This window comes from Rhodococcus sp. ACS1 (genome assembly GCF_002300155.1).
Classification (GTDB): Bacteria; Actinomycetota; Actinomycetes; order Mycobacteriales; family Mycobacteriaceae; genus Rhodococcus_F; species Rhodococcus_F koreensis.
In genome coordinates, this window is sequence record NZ_NSDZ01000008.1 from 128,868 (window position 1) to 146,981 (window position 18,114).

13 protein-coding genes and 2 pseudogenes are annotated in these 18,114 nt (G+C 66.4%); 10 read left to right on the forward strand and 5 right to left on the reverse strand.

Annotated elements, in window-relative coordinates:
* Window positions 1–11: 11 nt before the first annotated feature.
* Window positions 12–767 carry a GntR family transcriptional regulator gene (locus CJ179_RS34955; protein WP_095864418.1) on the reverse strand — a complete coding sequence of 252 codons (756 nt, stop codon included), beginning with the start codon at window positions 765–767 and terminating at the stop codon, window positions 12–14.
* 212 nt (window positions 768–979) lie between these two features.
* On the opposite strand from CJ179_RS34955, the gene CJ179_RS34960 reads away from it, so the two are divergent.
* The 6 genes from CJ179_RS34960 to CJ179_RS34985 all read left to right on the forward strand — a co-directional run bounded on the left by CJ179_RS34960 (window position 980) and on the right by CJ179_RS34985 (window position 10,423).
* Window positions 980–1,762: an enoyl-CoA hydratase/isomerase family protein gene (locus CJ179_RS34960; RefSeq protein WP_095864419.1), complete on the forward strand. Its 783-nt coding sequence runs from the start codon at window positions 980–982 to the stop codon at window positions 1,760–1,762.
* A gap of 221 nt (window positions 1,763–1,983) precedes the next feature.
* Window positions 1,984–3,342 carry an MFS transporter gene (locus tag CJ179_RS34965; RefSeq protein WP_095864420.1) on the forward strand — a complete coding sequence of 453 codons (1,359 nt, stop codon included), beginning with the start codon at window positions 1,984–1,986 and terminating at the stop codon, window positions 3,340–3,342.
* 36 nt (window positions 3,343–3,378) lie between these two features.
* Window positions 3,379–4,848 carry an aldehyde dehydrogenase family protein gene (locus CJ179_RS34970; RefSeq protein ID WP_095864421.1) on the forward strand — a complete coding sequence of 490 codons (1,470 nt, stop codon included), beginning with the start codon at window positions 3,379–3,381 and terminating at the stop codon, window positions 4,846–4,848.
* A gap of 51 nt (window positions 4,849–4,899) precedes the next feature.
* A complete protein-coding gene (locus CJ179_RS34975; RefSeq protein ID WP_179377747.1) occupies window positions 4,900–5,730 on the forward strand; it encodes an N-acyl homoserine lactonase family protein in 831 nt (276 codons plus the stop codon).
* Window positions 5,727–6,857, forward strand: a complete 1,131-nt coding sequence (locus CJ179_RS34980; protein ID WP_095864423.1) for a zinc-binding dehydrogenase — start codon at window positions 5,727–5,729, stop codon at window positions 6,855–6,857. Before CJ179_RS34975 ends, CJ179_RS34980 begins: the two co-directional genes overlap by 4 nt.
* A gap of 287 nt (window positions 6,858–7,144) precedes the next feature.
* Window positions 7,145–10,423 carry a protein kinase gene (locus CJ179_RS34985; RefSeq protein WP_095864424.1) on the forward strand — a complete coding sequence of 1,093 codons (3,279 nt, stop codon included), beginning with the start codon at window positions 7,145–7,147 and terminating at the stop codon, window positions 10,421–10,423.
* A 17-nt stretch (window positions 10,424–10,440) separates the two neighbouring features.
* Here the strand turns inward: CJ179_RS34985 and CJ179_RS34990 are convergent.
* Window positions 10,441–11,316 (reverse strand): annotated as a pseudogene (locus CJ179_RS34990) (wax ester/triacylglycerol synthase family O-acyltransferase); the annotation flags it as partial.
* 307 nt (window positions 11,317–11,623) lie between these two features.
* Here CJ179_RS34990 and CJ179_RS34995 point away from each other — a divergent pair.
* From CJ179_RS34995 to CJ179_RS35005, 3 genes are all read left to right on the forward strand, one after another.
* Window positions 11,624–11,953, forward strand: coding sequence for an ANTAR domain-containing protein (locus CJ179_RS34995; RefSeq protein ID WP_095864425.1), 330 nt, complete (start codon window positions 11,624–11,626; stop codon window positions 11,951–11,953).
* 21 nt (window positions 11,954–11,974) lie between these two features.
* Complete coding sequence (locus tag CJ179_RS35000; protein WP_095864798.1) at window positions 11,975–12,166, forward strand: hypothetical protein; 192 nt, start codon at window positions 11,975–11,977, stop codon at window positions 12,164–12,166.
* 273 nt (window positions 12,167–12,439) lie between these two features.
* Window positions 12,440–12,640 carry a hypothetical protein gene (locus CJ179_RS35005; protein ID WP_095864426.1) on the forward strand — a complete coding sequence of 67 codons (201 nt, stop codon included), beginning with the start codon at window positions 12,440–12,442 and terminating at the stop codon, window positions 12,638–12,640.
* A 690-nt stretch (window positions 12,641–13,330) separates the two neighbouring features.
* On the opposite strand, the gene CJ179_RS35010 is transcribed toward CJ179_RS35005, so the two are convergent.
* Complete coding sequence (locus CJ179_RS35010) at window positions 13,331–14,080, reverse strand: MBL fold metallo-hydrolase (protein ID WP_095864427.1); 750 nt, start codon at window positions 14,078–14,080, stop codon at window positions 13,331–13,333.
* Between the two features lie 755 nt (window positions 14,081–14,835).
* On the opposite strand from CJ179_RS35010, the gene CJ179_RS35015 reads away from it, so the two are divergent.
* Entirely contained in the window at window positions 14,836–15,081 is a 246-nt protein-coding gene (locus CJ179_RS35015) for an AlpA family transcriptional regulator (protein ID WP_095864799.1), read from the forward strand.
* A gap of 523 nt (window positions 15,082–15,604) precedes the next feature.
* On the opposite strand, the pseudogene CJ179_RS35020 reads toward CJ179_RS35015, so the two are convergent.
* Window positions 15,605–16,097, reverse strand: a pseudogene (locus CJ179_RS35020) (hypothetical protein).
* A gap of 179 nt (window positions 16,098–16,276) precedes the next feature.
* Entirely contained in the window at window positions 16,277–17,449 is a 1,173-nt protein-coding gene (locus CJ179_RS35025; RefSeq protein ID WP_095864428.1) for an ATP-binding protein, read from the reverse strand.
* Window positions 17,450–18,114 lie beyond the last annotated feature (665 nt).

Here is an 18,114-nt window from a genome sequence, read left to right on the forward strand (position 1 = left end):
CGGCGTCCGCGTTACTTGCCGGCGGTCGACTTCCGCGCAGCAGGCTTTCGCGCCCGCGCCTTCTTCTCGGGCGCGGGCTTCTCGGGCTCGGGCTCACGCAAGCGCGCCTCGCGGTCGAGGTGCTTACTGCGGCGGTAACCGCGGTGCGCGTCCATCGCCGCGATCATGCCGTCGATGTCGCGTGCCTCGAACAACGCAAGTTGGTCGAGGTGGTCCGCGTGGCCCTGGGTGCTCTCGATCAGCTCCGCTGCGGTGTACGGCTTGGTGATGTCCCACAGGTAGTTGAGCAGGTGCAGCAACACCGGAGACTCGACGCGATTGAACGCGACGAAGTGGAACCTGCGGTTCAGTTCGAGGTATTCGAGGCGATCCGCGGCGCTGAGCTTGTGGCTCTCCTCCTCGACGATGCCGCGCATTTCCGCGATGTCGTCCTCGGTGATCTTGGGCATCGCCAGCCGAAACGCCTCGGTCTCGAGTACCGTGCGCCACGTGTAGATGTCGTTGAATTCGTCGACGCTCAGTTCGCGAGTGAAGAAACCGCGCGCCTGCCGGTAATCGATGAATCCCTTCGCCGCCAGCGAACTCAGCGCTTCACGCACCGGGATGTGGGAAACTTCGAATTCCTTGGAAAGGATCGCGGGGGACAAGCGGGCCCCGTTTGGGTACTCACCCTCGGCGATCGCCGTCTCGATGCGGCGCTCGATGAACGAGACCAGTGTCTCCGGCCTGTTCTCCTTCACTGCTCCGGCTGTCTTTGCGGTCGCCACGGCTCTACCTCTCGATTGGTGGACTAAATACTATACTATCGCCAGCCGCCGCTGAGGCGTCCGGAACATTCGGACTGATCATTCCCTCGGCCGACCGGATCGATCGGTTGCGCAGGCCAACCCACTTCCGAGTCCGTTGTTGCCCTGGGCTTTTCGATTCAAGATAGACAGTATATTCTAGATTATCTAATCAACATGGAGGAGCTGAAGCAATGGCAGACATCGAGTTCACCGTCGAAGGCGGAGTTGGTCGCATCCTGCTGAACCGTCCGCACCGCAGGAACGCCTTCACGTTCGGAATGCTCGAGGACTGGGCATCCATTCTCGACGACGCGCGACATGACGACGCCGTTCGAGTGGTAACGGTCTCCGGTGCCGGCGGTGCGTTCTGCGCGGGAGTCGATCTGGAGGATTTCGCGACCGACCGCGCCACGCCGTATTCCGACAAGGCCATGCTGACCGACCGAGTGCACATCGTCGCGCGTGCGGTCGAGCGCTTCGACAAGCCGTACATCGCCGGGGTGTCGGGTGTCGCGGTGGGGGCCGGAATGGACATGGCATTGATGGCGGACATCCGGGTGGCGGCGGAGGGGGCCCGGATGTCGGAGGGTTACATCAGGGTCGGACTGCTGCCGGGGGACGGCGGATGCCACTTCCTTCCCCGACTCGTGGGCAAGGCCAAGGCCTTGGAACTGCTGTGGACGGGAGATTTCGTCGACGCCGACACCGCGCTGGAGATCGGCCTGGTGAACCACGTCTACCCGGACGACGAGTTCGATGCCAAGCTCGACGAGTTCGCCTGTCGCCTGGCGGCGCAACCCCCGCTCGCGATGCGGATGATCAAGCGCGCCACCGTTCACGGCGAAACACTTTCCCTGGCAGCATCTTTGGATCTGATCTCCTCCCATCAGGCGATCATCCAGTCCACCGAGGACTCGGTGGAGGCGATGGCGGCCTTCAAGGAGAAGCGGAAGGGTGTTTTCGTCGGCCGATAGTCGCCAGTCGCACTCAGTGTTTCTGCTGGTCACGGGCCGGTAGCAGCATTGAGCTCCCGTCGGTATCCATCGGACTCGGCCGCTGTGATGTGCGCCCAGTGATTCGAGGGCAGTGAGCCTTGACACATCACGAGTAACAATAGAAGATATATTCTATGGCCGGTTGGTGTGTGAACACCTGCGTGGTCGATCCTCTGACTTCCTGCTAGAAGGGCAAGAATATGGACGTCGCGTCCGCAGTGGCCCAGAGCCGCATGACATTCCGCCAGTACCTGGTGATCTTCGGGGCAATGCTCTGCAACCTGGTCGACGGGTACGACCTCTCAGTGGTCGGGTTCGCGCTACCGCACCTCCCGGACGGATTCGCGTCCGCCGCGGTCAAGGGATGGCTCATCAGTACCGGCCTGATCGGTATGGCGGTCGGCGCCATCCTGGTCGCCCCGCTGGCCGACCGGTTCGGCCGGCGGACCCTGCTGATCGCCGGTGTCGCGCTCAACCTGATCGCGATGATCGGAACCGCACTCGCCCCCAACGTGGAGGTGATGTTTGGAACCCGATTCCTGACCGGTGTCGCGGTCGGGGTGTTGTCTACACTGAGCATCCTGATCGCTCAGGAGTACTCGGCGATCAACAAGCGGAATCTCGCCGCGGGCCTGGTCACCATCGGCTTCTCGATCGGCACGATCGGCGGCGGGATCATCGGCCTGTCGCTGGTGAACACCTTCGGCGGTGCGTGGCAGATCTTCTTCTGGGCCGGCGCGGTACTGACCGCGGTCATCTTGGTGTACATCGTCGTCCTGATGCCCGAGTCGCTGTCGTTCCTGGTCGCGCAGGGCACCCCGGAGGCGAAGCGGCGTATTGCGAAGATCGCGGATCGCATGGGTCTCGAGGACGTTGATCCGGACGCGCAGGCACCGGTCGGCAGGGCGGAAACGAGTGTCGACACGAAGGCCTCCTTGCTCGACAGCGTGTTCCGTAAGCGGTCGCTGCTGCTGTGGTCCGCCTACGCGGTCCTGACCGCCGCCTACTACTTCGTCGCCTCCTGGACCCCACAGCTCATCGCCAACGAAAGCGGAAGCGCCGATGTCGGAACCACGGTGGGCACCCTGATCAGCTTCGGCGCGATGATCGGTGCAATCACGTTCGGCATCATCGGTATTCGGATGGCAGCCACACATCTCGGTTGGATCTTCCTCGGGATTGCCATCGTTTCCCAGATCGTGTTCGCCATGACGATGGAAGGAGGGGCCGCAATGGCGGCCGCAGCCGTGCTCGGCTTCGCGGCCTTCGCGTCGATGACCTCATACGTGTCCGCCGCACCGCAGCTCTACCCGGTACAGCTGCGCGGCCGGGGACTGGGCTACATGTACGGCATCAGCCGGTTCGGCTCGATCCTCGCTCCGATCGCGGCCGGCTACGCGATCACCGTCGTGAGCGGTCGGACGATGTACCTCGCGGCCTCGCTGCTCTTCGCGATCTCTTTCGTGCTGACTTTCGCGCTCTGGCGGATCACCCGATCCCAGCTGGCCCCCGCGCGTGCGCCGGAGTCTGCCACCGAATCCGCCACCGCATCGGCCTGACAGCCGAGACCAGTTAACACAGAGGAACACAAGCACATGACTACTTCGCTACACCCAGCACAGTCGACCCGTGTGAACCAGGAACTCGACCTACGGATCGGTGGCACCTTCGAACGCGGCGGTGGTGAGACCTTCCCGGTGCACAACCCGGCGACCGAGGAGATCATCGCCGAGGTGGCTGCGGCCACCCCCGCCCAGATCGAACGCGCCACGGCGATAGCCAGAGCCGGACTCGACCGGGACGAGATGGGCGATGCCAAGGAGCGGTCCGCCGCGCTGGACCGATTGGCCGATGTGTTCGAAGCGCACGCCGACGAGATCCTCGCGATCTCGGTGAACGAGATCGGCACCCCAGTCTCCACCGCCAAGGGGCTGCACGTGGACACCCCGATCAGTGTCCTGCGATGGATGGCGCAGGGTGCCCTGACCGACCGGACCGAGCACCTCGGGGTGTTCGACGGCCCACCGGCGAGCGAATCGATCGTGATCCACCGTCCGGCGGGTGTGATCGCCGGCATCGCCGCCTACAACTATCCGCTGCTCTTCGCCGCGATCAAGGTGGGCGCCGCCTATGCCGCCGGTTGCCCGAGCGTGCTGCTCTCCTCGCCGAACGCGCCGCTGGGGATCCTCAACTTCGGCCGCTATGTGCAGGAGGCGGGTTGGCCGGAGTCCTCGGTCAGCGTGCTCGCCGGTGGTGTCGACGTCGCGCAGCACCTGATCTCGCGGCCCGAGGTGGCGAAGGTCAGCTTCACCGGCTCGGTTCCGGCCGGCAAGGCGGTCATGACGACCGCCGCCCAGGGACTGCGGGACGTGGTGCTCGAACTCGGCGGCAAGTCCGCGGCGATCGTGCTGCCCACCGCACACGTCGAGGCCGTTGTCGAGCCGATCCACTCGCGATACCTCCGCAACGCCGGTCAAGGGTGCGCCTCACCGACCCGCATCCTCCTACACCGCTCGCAGTACGACGCCTTCGTGGACGCGAGTCGCGAGTACTTCGACTCGGTCGCTGTCGGCGACCCCTGGGACACCCGAACCCTGGTCGGCCCCGTGATCAGCGAGCGTCATCGGCAGAGTGTGCTCGCCCACATCGGCAACGCACTCAGCGACGGCGGCACCGTGCTTGCCCGCGGCCACGAACCGCAAGCCACCGGCTGGTGGGTGCCGCCGACGCTGATCGGTGGACTGGCCAACGATGCCCGCTGCAATCAGGAGGAAATCTTCGGGCCCGTCGCCAGCGTGCAGGTCTACGACACCGTCGACGAGGCGATCGCGATCGCCAACGACTCCACGTTCGGTCTGCACGCGACCGTGTGGGGTCCCCACGACGAAGCGATGGAGATCGCACCGCGGCTCGATGTCGGGCAGGTATCCATCAACGGCGGCGGCCCGAAGCGCCCGGACGCACCGAACGGCGGCTGGAAGAACAGCGGAATCGGGCGCGAATTCGGCGAAGCCGGCATTCGGGAGTTCCTCGAGCCGGTGCACATCCAGTGGCCGGTCACGTAGCCCGACACCACCGGTGAACACCTTCGCCCACACATGAAAGGAAGGCTGCAGATGTCCGAGCAATTCTCGGTCCATGCCCTGCGATACGCCCAGAGCGTCGGCAAGCGGTCCTCGTACTTCTACGGATACCACCTGTCCGACCAGCCCGATGCCGAGCAGCACGTCGACTGGTACTTCTGGCTGCTCAAGAGCGGCAACAAGACCGTCCTCGTCGACTGCGGGTACGACACCGACCGGGCCGCAAGGAAAGGACGGTACGTCGGTACGAATCCCCTCGAACTGCTCTCCCGGATGGGCGTCGCCGCGGGCGATATCGACCACGTCGTGATCTCGCACGCACACTACGACCACGTCGGCAACATCGGCCTGTTTCCGAACGCTGAATTCACCCTTGCACGTTCAGAATTTGACTGGATCACCGGACCCTACGCCAACCGATTTCCCACCTGCTGGGTGGTGGAGGACGAAGAGCGCACGATGATCCAGAACTTCGCCCGGGACGGCCGGTTCCACTTCATCGACGATCGTGCCGAGGTGCTGCCCGGACTCATGGCCTGGGCCGTCGGCGGCCACACTCCCGGTCAGATGCTTGTCGAGATCGCGGCGACCTCCGGCCAGGTGGTCCTCGCGTCGGACGCCGCCCACTTCGCGGAGGAATACGAAACCGACCGGCCTTTCAGCATGTTCCACAACCTCGAGGACCTCTTCGCCGGCTACGAACAACTCCGCGATCTGAACGGGCGCACCGGAACGGTGGTGGTCCCCGGCCACGACCCGCGGGTGAGCCGGACCTTCGCCGAGGTCGAAAAGGACTGCTTCGACCTGACATCCGTGATCGCGCCCCCCGTGGTCCACAACAACCTGGAAAGGGCATCGCGATGACGACGACCCTCGACGTTCCCCGGACCGCGCGGGCCGCGGTGGTGACGGCCTTCAACGAGCCACTCGAGGTCCGAGAGGTCACCGTCCCCGAACTCGAAGCCGGTGCGGTGCTGGTCAAGATCGACGCGGCGACGGTGTGCGGCAGCGACGTTCACCTGTGGGACGGCTCGCTGTCCGCGATCCGGCCGCTGGAACTGCCGATCATCCCGGGCCACGAGATGGCTGGCACCGTGGTGGCGCTGGGCTCGGGTGACGTTACCGACGTGGTCGGCGCGCCGCTCGACGTCGGCGACCGGATCGTCTTCACCCAGGGCCGATGCGGCAGCTGCTATCACTGCACCGTCGCCAACCAGCCGAACCTGTGCCCCAACCGCAAGAACTACGGCGTCAACTGCGAGCGCTTCCCCTACCTGGTCGGGGGATTCGCCGACTACTGCTACGTCTACCCGACCTCACGCAAAATCAAGATCCCGGCGAACGTCAAATCCGAATGGGCGTCGGCCTCGAGTTGCGCGCTCCGCACGGTCATCAAGGCCTTCGACCAGCTCGGTCCGCTGCAGTCGTGGCAGACAGTCGTGATCCAGGGCGCCGGACCGCTCGGCCTGTTCGCCACGGCGGTAGCCTCGCACCTGGGTGCGACGCGGTGCATCGTCATCGGCGATCCCGCTGATCGGCTGGACCTGGCACGCGCGTGGGGGGCCACGGACACCGTATCCGTTTCGGGGCACCCCGACCCCGAGGCACGAGTCCAAGCGATCAGGGACCTGACCGACGGTGCAGGCGCCGAGGTGGTAATGGAGTTCTCCGGTGCCCGGACAGCATTCGGTGAGGGCCTGTCGATGGTCCGCCGCGGCGGGCGGTTCCTGGTGGCGGGGCAGGTCGGTCCGCACAAGGTGGAGTTCGAGCCGACAGCGATTACCCGCGGCAACATCAACGTCATCGGCTCCTTCTCGGCGTCGGAAGCCGAGTACTGGCGTGCGCTTCGGTTCATGAGCGACACCAACGATCGGTTCGACTTCGACCGCCTGCTGACCGGACGGTACGGCCTTGACCACGTGACGGATGCGCTGGCCGGAATGCAGCGGCTGACCGAGATCAAACCGGTAATCGTCCCGAGCATCGGCTGAACTAGTTCGGAGAGACGACCACGCAACTAATCGGAGTGATCCGTGGCGGCACCATGGGTGCCGGCATCGCCGAGGTATGAGCCAAGGCCGAAAGCGGCGTCCTCATGCTCGAGACCAAACGGGAGTCGATGTGGTCATCACAACGGATCCGCGGGTGCGGATATTCGGAACACAGCAGGGAATCGGATGCGCACGATGAGCGATATCCTGAACGGGCATCGCCCGAGATTGTGAGTATGTCCGCCCGGCTGTTGGGGGTATCGAGCGGCGGAGAGTGTACGCACCCGATGACCGACAGCGACCCGTTCCGAACCCAACGTGAGGTGACCGTCGCGGTCACGAACGAGTTGGGTGCGGCGGGGTTCGACGCCGCCGAGGAGATCGGGCGTGGGGGCTTCGGTGTGGTGTACCGCTGCACCCAGGCCCTGCTGGAGCGGACGGTGGCGGTAAAGGTGCTCACCGCCGAGGTGGACGAGGAGAACCGGGAGCGGTTCCTACGGGAGCAGCGGGCAAGGGGCCGACTGACCGGGCATCCGAACATCGCGGGGGTGCTGCAGGTCGGGACCACCGACAGCGGTCGCCCGTATCTGGTGATGCCGTACCACCGGCAGGGGTCCCTCGACGTGCGGATCCGGCGGCACGGTCCGCTCACGCGGGAGGAGGTGCTGCGGCTCGGGGTAAAGATGGCCGGAGCACTCGGGATCGCGCATCGGGCCGGAATCCTGCACCGGGACGTCAAGCCGGCGAACATCCTGCTCACCGACTACGGGGAACCGGTGTTGACGGACTTCGGTATCGCGCACATCACCGGCGGGTTCGAGACCGCGACCGGCACGGTCGCCGGGTCGCCGGCGTTCACCGGCCCGGAAGTGCTCACCGGGGACCCGCCGACGACCGCCGCAGACGTGTACGGTCTCGGCGCCACCCTGTTCGCGGCGTTGACCGGGCACGCCGCGTTCGAGCGCCGCAGCGGCGAGCAGGTGGTGGCGCAGTTCCTCCGGATCACCAGCCAACCGGTGCCGGACCTGCGCGAGCACGGCATCGACAACGACCTGGCGGCAGTGATCGAACACGCCATGGCCCGCGCACCAGACGACCGGCCCGCGGCGGTCGCCCTCGGCGAACGACTCCAACAATTGCAGGCGCGACACGGGTTCCCGGTCGACGAGATGGCGCTACGCCCCGAACCGGACACCGGCCAGCCGGCGGGTGACTCGGCCGCGCCGGTGCCGCTGACCACCGGCCTCCCACCCTCGACCACCGGCGGCTCGGCGAGCGGCAAGGGGAATCTCCCGGTCGAGCTGTCCACGTTCGTGGGCCGCCGCACCGAGCTGTCCGAGGCGAAGCGGCTGCTGGCGGTATCCCGGCTGGTGACGTTGACGGGGATCGGTGGCGTGGGCAAGACCCGTCTGGCGCTGCGGGTCGCGACGGGCGCGCGGCGGGACTTCGCGGACGGGGTCTGGCTGGTCGAGTTGGGCGAGTTGCGCGACGGGGCGCTGCTGGCGGACATGGTCGCCGCCGCGCTGGGGATGCGGCCCCGGTCGACGCGGCCGGTGCGGGAAGTCTTGGTGGATTTTCTGGCGCCACGGGAGGTGCTGCTGATCCTCGACAACTGCGAACAGGTGATCGACGCGGCGGCGCAGCTGGCCGAGACGCTGCTACGCGCCTGCCCCGGGCTGCGGATCCTCGCCACCAGCCGCGAAGGGCTGGGGATCGAGGGTGAGGCGGTGCTGCGGGTGCCTCCGCTGACGGTTCCCGATCCGGCCCACGAACCGTCGCGGCAGGGAATGCGCAGTTACGACGCGGTCGGCTTGTTCGCCGACCGCGCCGCCACAGCACTGCCGGGATTCGAAATCACCGACGGCAACACGGCCGCCGTGGCCAGGATCTGCCGCCGCCTGGACGGGCTGCCGCTCGCGATCGAGCTCGCGGCGGCGCGGTTGCGGGCGCTCTCGCCCGAACAGATCCTGCAGCGGCTGTCCGGCCGTTTCACGCTGCTCGCGCGCGGCGGTCGCGGCGCGCCGACCCGTCAGCAGACTCTGCGCTTTTGTGTCGACTGGAGTTACGAGTTGTGCACCACGACCGAACGGCAGCTGTGGGCGCAGTTGTCGGTGTTCGCCGGCAGCGTCGAACTCGACGCCGCCGAACGGGTGTGCCGGTGCGATACGGAGGCGGGCGAGCTGCTCAATGTGCTGACCGCCCTCGTCGACAAGTCCATCCTCATCCGGGAGGAGTCAGGCACCGCGGTGCGGTTCCGGATGCTTGACACCCTGCGCGACTACGGCCACGAGAAGGTGCAGGAGTCCGGCGAGCTCGCCGACCTGCGGCGGCGGCACCTCGACTGGTACCGGCAGCTCGCGCTCGACGCCGACGCCGGATGGATCAGCGCCCGACAGCTCGACTGGATCGCCCGTCTGGACCGCGAACAACCCAATCTCCGGGAGGCTCTCGACTTCGCCCTCACCGAGGACGCGGACTCCGCATTGGCTTTCGCGACAGCCCTGCAACCGTTCTGGTACTCCCGCGGCCTCCTCGGCGAGGGCCGGCACTGGCTCTCCCGCGCCCTCACCGCCGCACCCAATGCCGCATCCGCGGTGCGCGCCAAGGGGTTGTACCGGGACTGCACCCTGACCGAGGCACAGGGAGACCAAGCCGCAGCGACCGCGCTGGTCGCGGAATCCGGGGCTCTCGCCGAACGGTCCACGGACCCGGTTACGCGCGCGTTCGCGGAGCTCACCCAGGGGCGTCACGAGGTCAACACCGGCGACTTCACCCACGCAATCGAACTGTTGCAGGAAGCGCTCGATGCATTCACCGCGCAGGGCGATCTCCATGCACAGGTCTTGGTGCTCCTTACACTCGGATGGGCTCGCGAACTGCAGCAGGACACCACCGGCGCCCTCGAGTGCCGCGAGAAGGCCCTCACGATCACTGAATCCCGCGGCGAATCGGTGTATCGGTCATACGCACTGTGGGGCACCGCGATAGCCGTCTGGCGCCAGGGCGATCACGGTCGTGCGCTGGAGCTGCTGCGGCAGGGGCTTGCACTGGTCCGTCGCCGAAGGGACCCATTCCTGGCCGCGCACTGTATCGAGGGACTGGCCTGGATCGCGACCGCAGAGGGCAGCGCCCGGCGCGCCGCCGTGCTGATGGGCGCAGCCCAGGCAATGAGTCAGGCGACCGGCGCCTCCACCATGTTGCTCCCCAACCTGCTCGTCCATCACGACGAATGCGAGCAGAACACCCGCAGGGCCCTAGGCCAAAGGACATTCGAGGCCGCACACCGCCAAGGCAGCTCGCTCGATGTCGACGCCGCCATCGCCTACGCCCTCGGCGAGGACTCCGAGGCCACACCTCCGACCACAGGCCAGTCGACCGAGTTGACCAAACGGGAGCGGCAGGTGGCCGACCTCGTCGCCGAGGGGCTGACCAACAGGGCGATTGCCGCCCGCCTGGTCATCTCACAACGCACCGCCCAGGGGCACGTCGAACACATCCTGACCAAGCTGGGCTTCACATCCCGGACGCAGATCGCGGCTTGGGTCGTCGAACACCGACGACACTGACCCCGGGTACAACGTTCCCGCAGGGTGCCCGCGCACATCGTCAGCACGTCGTTGATGGTGGCGTCGGCGTGCTTGGCCAGCAGCCGAATCCGTTCGATGGGGAACGGCCGGGCGGCGACGTGACGGGCCCCGCTGATCGGCACGTTGAACAGGGTGTGCGGCGCGGTGAGCGACAACGCACCACCCTTGCCGCGGCGGGCGCGGTCCACGGTGCCCAACGCCGCGGGCAGCAGTCCGGCCACCTCGCCTGCCGCGGCGCGGGCCACCTCGCCTGCCGCGGCGCGGGCCGCGTCCCACGCCATGGCCGGAAGCGTGGAGCCGGGACCGGTCGTGACGGCCGTGCCCGCGTCCGGCACGGCCGCCAGCGGGGTCCGGGGCTGCCAGGGCGTGGGCATGTTCCGGCGGTGCGGGTCCTCGCTCATGCTGTCGCGGAGCAACCTCATCGCGGACGCGCCGTCGGCGAGGGCGTGGTGGATCTTGGTGTAGATCGCGTAGCGGCCGTCGGCGAGGCCCTCGATCAGGTGCATCTCCCACAACGGCCGGCTGCGGTCGAGCAGGGTGCCGTGCAACCGTGACACCAGGGTCATCAGTTCGGCCATTCCTCCCGGCTGCGGCAGGGCGTCGCGGCGCACGTGATGTTCCAGATCGACCTCGTCGTGCGGAAGAGTGTCCCAGCCCCACTGGCCGAGTGACGTCACCGAGCGGCGGGCCCGTTTACGGAAGGGCGCCGCCACCTGGTCGCCGATCAGCGCCGCATCGAACAGCGCTCGCACGTCGGACGCGGACGATCCCTCGGGTGGGGTGAACACCGCCAGGCCGCCGACGTGCATCGGATGCTCGCGGGATTCGCCGAGCAGAAACAGTGAGTCGGTCGGCGCCATCGGGAACAGCATGTGGTGTCCTTACCGTTCCTCGGAAATGATGGTCAAGTCGGTGTAATCGGGTCTTAAAGTAACGTTTGCATGTGGTTCAGATCACAAACCGGTCTCGCTGTTTCAGTTCTACCGCATCGCCACCGGCCGCGCCACCTGCGCGGATGGGCGCCCTTACCTGGACGTTTGTGTAGATGGCCGGCGCGCGACGTGTGCTAGAACTGGTCAGGCATCGACAGTGACGTGACTCATAGTGTTTGTCCTAGGGGGATTCGTCGGCACGCCGGCGGATCCCGGTCGATGCACGAGAGCGAAGGACCAACGCCCCATGATCGAGGACACCACCGAACCACATCTCGCCCCGGTTCCCGGCGCGACGCGCCTGATTCCCCGCCGGCGGCCCGACGGTCGCGAACTTCTCGCCACCGCGAATGGGATCCTGATCGCCGCCCGCGGCTGCAGCGACGATCAGGCGTTCGACGAACTCCTCGACGTATCCCGCCGTCATCACCTGACCGTCCTCGGCGCCGCCCGGAGTTTGGTCGACCTCGCCGCGGGACCCCCACCCCGGCGTCGCCGGTCCGCCGCCGTCCGATTCGACGAATGGGAACAGCTGATCGCCCAACTTCCCCCACGTCGGCACGCGCACGCGAGCTGACGCGACAGGATGCGCAAGGTCATGTCTGAGACCGACTGTTCGAACGACACCACCGGCACCACAGCGAGTCAACGGGGCGAGAGCGCGTCGCCGGTCGCCGACGACGCGATCGTGTGGCCCGAACCCAGCCCTCTCGATTCTTGGTGGGAGCACGTGGTCCACGACCATTCGGCCCCGCCCGCCGCCGAGTCCGCACTCGGTACCGACGCGTAGCGGTCCGGCGACCGGGCCGAGGTCACGATTTTCGGCCGAAACCGGATGCCGCGGCACGTATCCCGTTGCTACCGTCGGCCTTCGCCGGTGTGGTCTGCGTGAGAATCGAGAGGCGAGCGTCCCTCATTTTCTGAGTGCTGATGCGGAGGAGACGGAAGGGGCCGGAGCGACCCGGGTCCGGGTTGGGACGGCTCGGCGTGCGCTTGTGTGGGACACCACGGCCGCGCGGGTTGTGGCATCCTGGGTGCACAGTGTCGAAGTCGCGGGCGTGACATGACTGTTCATGCATTGCTGCGGTCCATAGGCAGGCGTGGCTGGACGTTGCGATGCGATCTGTGCGAGCACACCTTCGACGCTGCCGTCGCCGGCCGGCCCGAGGCGGTCGCTTTTGCCCGCATCAACGAATGGATCGTCGGCGAGCGCACGTGGTGCCCGATGTGCGCGGCCACCCACACCTCCCGCCGCGCAGCGTGAACCCGCGGATCTGCAGCCCTGACCCGGGACTGCGTGTTCCGCGGTGAGGATGTACCCGGGAGTTTTCGGCGTCCGCTGGTAGCTAGCCTCGATCCTTCCTGCGGCTGTGCGTCGGCCTTGTTGGTTCGGCGTGGTTGTCACCGTCCCATGTCACAGGATCCGAGCCGTTGTCGGAACTCGAGGGGCCGGCCACGACTCACCCTCCGATTGGCCCGCCCTGTATGGCGATCGTCAGGCGGTGCTCCGAGAGGCGTTCGGGTTGCGGTGAGCGTCTGGTGGCGGCGGCTCGATCCCGGCGCGGTGGCATTGTCCCTCGCCCGCCCTGTCGTCGTATTGCCGATAACACGGCAGGCACCGTCGTTCGAGTGGTCTCATTGGGGGAACGATCATCGCCGCAACGGCAACGGTTACGGCGGTCTCGCGGCTCGGTCTTGGTGGTGGGTCACGTCCGGACGTGGGGGACAACGCATGGATATGCGAATCAGCGCCCAGGCACCCAACCTCGACCTGCCGGCGCTGACCGAGGACCGCATGCATAGGACCTCGCCCACCCAAACCTCCTGATCGCACGCATTGTCTGCATTGCGTGCAATAGGGCGACCAGGCCCGACGTGTAGCCGTTTGTCGGTCCGGGTGGCGTGCTCGAAGACCTTGCGGGAACGAAGGTCTCGCGTCAATGCGGTCCGATCCTCACCTCGCGGCGCCGACGCGTTCTCGTGCGGTTGCGGCTGCTTCGGCGACGGAGCCGTGATGGATCGGCCCGTGTCCGGGCAGGAGAATGTCGGCGTCCAACTCTCCGATGATGCGCAGTGACTCCGCGGCCATACCACGGTCGCGGTCGAACCACTGCGGCAGCAACTGGGGCCCGGAGACCGGAGAGGTCAGGTGCCCGGTGATCAGGGCATCCCCGGAGATCACCACACCGCGATCGGGAAGATGGTAGATCGTGTGACCGGAGGTGTGGCCGGGCGCGAGAACCGGGACCGGCGTACCCGGGCAGGCTAGGGCGCCGGGTACGGGCATCGGGGTGGGGAAGTCGATGCCGTACTTGGCCGTGCCACCGAGGCGGATCAGCTTGATCGCCCAGGGCAGGACCCCGGGGCGCCAGATATTGCTGAGCACATCCCAGGGGGTCGCGACCTCGTGGCAGTCCCGGCGGGCGTGAGCGGCCTCGGCGGGGTGTACCAGTACCGGCGCCCCGTAGGTGTCGGCGAGATACTGTGCGCTGCCGATGTGGTCGACATGCGCGTGGGTGATGAGCACGGCCTCGATGCCGTGCGGATCCCGTCCGATAGCCCGGATCGATTCCTCGACGTCACCGCGCTGCCCCGGGTACCCGGTGTCGATCACCGTCACCGCGTCGCCTTCGGTGAGCAGCACCCAGTTGACCATCTCGGAGTGCACGAAGAACACGCCGTCGGCGATTTCGACGGGCGTCATCGCGTGACCGCCGCCAACATGCCGACGTGTCGCGCGTCTGCCTCGAAGACCTCTCCGTCCGACACCCGGCGGTAACCCATTCCGTCGCAATGAACGAGTCTCTCGTGCACCGATCCGACCCCCATGCTGTCTCTCCTCCTGTGTGCTTGCTCCAGCGGGCAGGGTACGTGGTCAACCGTGTCGAGGTGAATTGACACGGGTGGTGTAGCGGGTCGATCCGTCGCTGAGCCGAAGGGTCTGTCACCGTGTCAGCGCAACCGGTGGTGTGGGCTACTCGACGGTTCCAAGCCGCGAATGCTTGTGCGCACAGTGATTTCGATGCGACTGTGGGAACGAGCAAGAGGTCGTGGCGTTCGCGTTCGTCGACGTGGAAGTTTCCCCACGCAAGCTCGGAGCTCTTGGGCGAGATCGGCCGGGAGGGCAGCGGCATGTCGACATTGTCGCTAGCGAGCGGGTTCTCTCGGTTCGGGGGAAGAACCCACGATGTTTGGGGACGTGTGGTGTCCTCAGCTGGAGGGATCCACTCCAAGGATTCCAAACCTTGCAATTCATCGCTGTAGTGTTGGAACGTACGGACCGCTACCGGGCCAACGAACCGTGTGCGGGCATTACAGCACGCGTTGTAGGGTCACCCCGAGGAAAGTCCCGCACCGCCTGGCGTCGTATCGCCGCCGTCTGCCGGGTCGACCGCCGGGCTGCAACCGAACGACCACCCGCAGCACCGACGGGCGATGAACGGGAAGGACTCTCACCAGATGGCCAACCCACATCGACTGACCACCGATCAGGTCATCGACCTGATCAAGGAGGAAACCGGTACCGAGCTGTCGGCCTTGACGTTCCGCGGGTACGTCTCCCGAGGGCACGCGCCGGCGCAGGTGGAGAAGATCGGCCGCACCCCGCTGTGGAAGCGCTCGGAAATCGTCGAGTGGGCGAACAACAGGCCGGGTCAGGGCGCGCGCACTGACATCCCCACGCCGCGCCGGCGCCGCGCCGAGTGAGCACCTTCCCTTCTTCCGACATCGAAGACCTGGAGGCCGGTCCGCGGGAGTTCGCCCACACCGGAAGGCCGGGCCGCACTACGCCAGCGGAGCCCTGCGCGGGGGAATGGTGGTGTGCACAGGCGGAGGTGGGCACATGCGCTACGTGCATCCGGCGCGAGAGATCTCGTTGGCGCACGTGTAGGTCGAGAGTACTTCCGCGGCTTCATGGGTCGGTCGTAGGTCGTGGGCGCCCGAAGAGGCGGTAGGGCGACGCTGCTCGAATTGCATCACGGTGACGAAAGTGACGAGCGATCGCTTACGTTGAGTTCGTCTGGTGAAAATCCGGTTAGCGCAGTGGAGACGGTTCCTCGAAGGATCGGCAGCGGCCGCGCGCAACAGGGTGCTGTGTACGACCTTGTCGCCGACATTTGATGCTATGCAATCCTAGCTAGCATAGCTATCAGCGATGCCGGTAGGTTCCGGAAGCTAGGAATCGTCACCAGCCGCCGAACATTCGCTCGTCGAGCACAGCCGGACACCGTCATCGACGGGCATCGGACCCGAAGGTGGTGGGGAAGGGGCTGGGCCCGAGGGTGAGGGTGACCGAGGTGGGGTGGAGTCCGACCTGGGGCCAGCTGGTGGTGACGGTCAGCGATCCGGTGGTCGGGTAGGTGCCGATCCAGTACTGCGGCGTGGTTCGGTACGGCCCGGATCCCTCCGGGCCGGTATCGGGGACGGGGTGGAACGGATCGGCGAGCCCGCCCAGGTCGTCGGCGAGGATGCGCACGGCCAGATAGGACCACTGCGCCGACCAGTCGTGGGGGTCGGTCAGGGGGCGGGTTTCGTAGCGTGCGAAGTCGGCGCGGGCACCGGTGACGGATAGCGTGAACCGCAGCAGCAGCCCGGACGCGTACGCGGTCGCGGCGGACAGTTCGAGGGTGAGGTTGTTCTCGGCCACGATCGGCATGCCCGTGTGCACGGTGATCCCCCCCGGTGGTGGGCGGCGCGAGGGCCGGCCAACGATGGCGGCGCATGCTTCATCGTCGCATCACTCGGCCCCGCGGTGTCTGTGAATTTCCTGAGAGTCCCTCCCGGCGAGAACGATTCGAGTACCAGGCCTACTGTCCGGTAGCTGAGACCAGGGTGCCGACCCCACCGGGGGTGTGCTGTCAGCGAGTGTGGGATCCGACTCCGCGCGCGAGGACAGGGGTCTTCAGGCGGTGGGCTGGCGGCGAATGAAGTCGGCCATGCCGGGGACGGTGAACGCGATGCGACCGTGTTCGGGGGACCAGATGAGGCCCTTCTTGATGGCGGAATCCCGGACATCGCTGACCGCGGTGGTCGCCACACCCATGGCCGCGGCGACCTTCCCGGAGCGGGGGGTGGGTTCCCCGGTTTCGGCGATGGCGCGCAGGTACCGGCGCTCCCGGTCGGTGGCCCGGGTCCACCGGGACGGGAAGAACCCGTCATCCAACGCTCTCCGGCCTTCCTCCACCGCGAGGTGGGCGTCCTCGGTATCGAAGGGGGAGGCGGGGGCGGTGTGCCAGATCGCCTTGCCGAACTCTTGCAGGAAGTACGGGTAGCCGCCGCTGGCTTCGACGACGATCTCGAGGGCGTCCGGGGTGAACGCACCACCGTGTTCCTCGACCGGGACCCGGAGCGCGTCGGCGGCATCTGTGGGGGAGAGCGGTCCGATGGTCCGGTAGGAGAATTGCCGTTCGGCGTAGGAGCGGCTGTCGGCGAGCACCGCCGGCAGGCTGGGCAGTCCGGCGCCGATGACGAAGAACGGCCATTCTCGTTGGCTGGCGCGGTGCTGCACCGCGAGCAGGGCGCCGAGCAGATCGGGGTCGAGGTCTTGCATTTCGTCGATGAACAGTCCGAACGCGGCGCCTTTCTTGCGCATGACGTCGCTGATCGCTTCGACCAACTCCTCGAGGTCGAGGTCGATGTCGCCGCTGGCGGCCCGCCCGCCGAGGGCGAGTTCGATCTTGGCCGGGCCCAGGCCGACGCCGAGGGTGAATCCGCGGGCGAGGGAGACGAGGTCGTCGATGACCTTGTGGAGTTGATGTTTGCGGCTGAAACGGCGCAGGCCGACGGCGAGTTCGTAGCCGAGGCGGGCGCGGACCGCTGCGATTCCGGCCTCGTTCGGTCTGGCCTCGATGTTGATCGCCAGCCAGCCCTGCCGCTCGGCGTGCTCGGCGAGGGTGTTGAGCAGGGTGGTCTTGCCGACCCCGCGGAGCCCGGAGAGCACCATCCCGCGGTCGTAGTTGCCGCGTTTGCTGCGGGCGACGAGGAGTTCGAATTCCTGGCGTTCCCGGTCCCGGCCTTCCAGCGCCGGGGGCCGTAGACCCGAGCCGGGTTTGAACGGGTTCAGCGCGGGGTCCATATCGACAACTATAGACATTTATGGGAAATTGTCCATAAATACCCATAACTGGCGATAGCTGCCGATAGTTCGGTCCGGGTTGTAGGGTCTCGAGAACCTTGGCCAGATGCGGGTTGAAATACGCGGTCAGACGATGGCGCCGACTGGAGTGGTGCTGGTCAGTGGTCACGCGCACGCGTAAACGACGCGGTGCGGACTCTCCGGACGCCTGGGTCGGAAAACTCGCAATCGCGCTTCTTGCCCGACGGCATGCTTATCGAATCCTGACACGGGATAGTCCCTGCGTAATTCATGTGCCACTCGGACCGGAGGGCGTCGTGGGATGTCGATGCCCCGAGCGATGGGTGTAGCCGCCTGAAGCGTGTTCGTCAGGGATAGAAGTTGTACCGGGTTCAGTGGCCGAGATTGTGAAGCGAGACACTACGAAGAAGGGTGCAGGTGTGCCCGCACCGGGTATCTGTCGAATCTGACCTCCTGCTATCCGATGTCTTCTTCACAGAAGAGTGCAGATAGGCGAAAAAGCAGAAGCAATATTCGAAATATCCGAGATAGCTGGTAGCATCGCTTGCGATCATGTGACTGAGGCCACATGAGTGGTCTGCAAGTGCCAAACTTCGCGTGGTGGTCGGTGAGGACGTGTTCATCGATCTCCGTGTCTGAATGAT

Bases quoted from the DNA above. Each gene is read 5' to 3' on its own strand.
- CJ179_RS34960 (WP_095864419.1), top strand. From the start codon at position 980: ATGGCAGACATCGAGTTCACCGTCGAAGGCGGAGTTGGTCGCATCCTG.
- CJ179_RS35010 (WP_095864427.1), bottom strand. From the start codon at position 14,080: ATGACGCCCGTCGAAATCGCCGACGGCGTGTTCTTCGTGCACTCCGAG.
- CJ179_RS34985 (WP_095864424.1), top strand. From the start codon at position 7,145: ATGACCGACAGCGACCCGTTCCGAACCCAACGTGAGGTGACCGTCGCG.
- CJ179_RS34975 (WP_179377747.1), top strand. From the start codon at position 4,900: ATGTCCGAGCAATTCTCGGTCCATGCCCTGCGATACGCCCAGAGCGTC.
- CJ179_RS35025 (WP_095864428.1), bottom strand. From the start codon at position 17,449: ATGGACCCCGCGCTGAACCCGTTCAAACCCGGCTCGGGTCTACGGCCC.
- CJ179_RS34995 (WP_095864425.1), top strand. From the start codon at position 11,624: ATGATCGAGGACACCACCGAACCACATCTCGCCCCGGTTCCCGGCGCG.
- CJ179_RS34970 (WP_095864421.1), top strand. From the start codon at position 3,379: ATGACTACTTCGCTACACCCAGCACAGTCGACCCGTGTGAACCAGGAA.
- CJ179_RS35000 (WP_095864798.1), top strand. From the start codon at position 11,975: ATGTCTGAGACCGACTGTTCGAACGACACCACCGGCACCACAGCGAGT.
- CJ179_RS35015 (WP_095864799.1), top strand. From the start codon at position 14,836: ATGGCCAACCCACATCGACTGACCACCGATCAGGTCATCGACCTGATC.
- CJ179_RS35005 (WP_095864426.1), top strand. From the start codon at position 12,440: ATGACTGTTCATGCATTGCTGCGGTCCATAGGCAGGCGTGGCTGGACG.
- CJ179_RS34965 (WP_095864420.1), top strand. From the start codon at position 1,984: ATGGACGTCGCGTCCGCAGTGGCCCAGAGCCGCATGACATTCCGCCAG.
- CJ179_RS34980 (WP_095864423.1), top strand. From the start codon at position 5,727: ATGACGACGACCCTCGACGTTCCCCGGACCGCGCGGGCCGCGGTGGTG.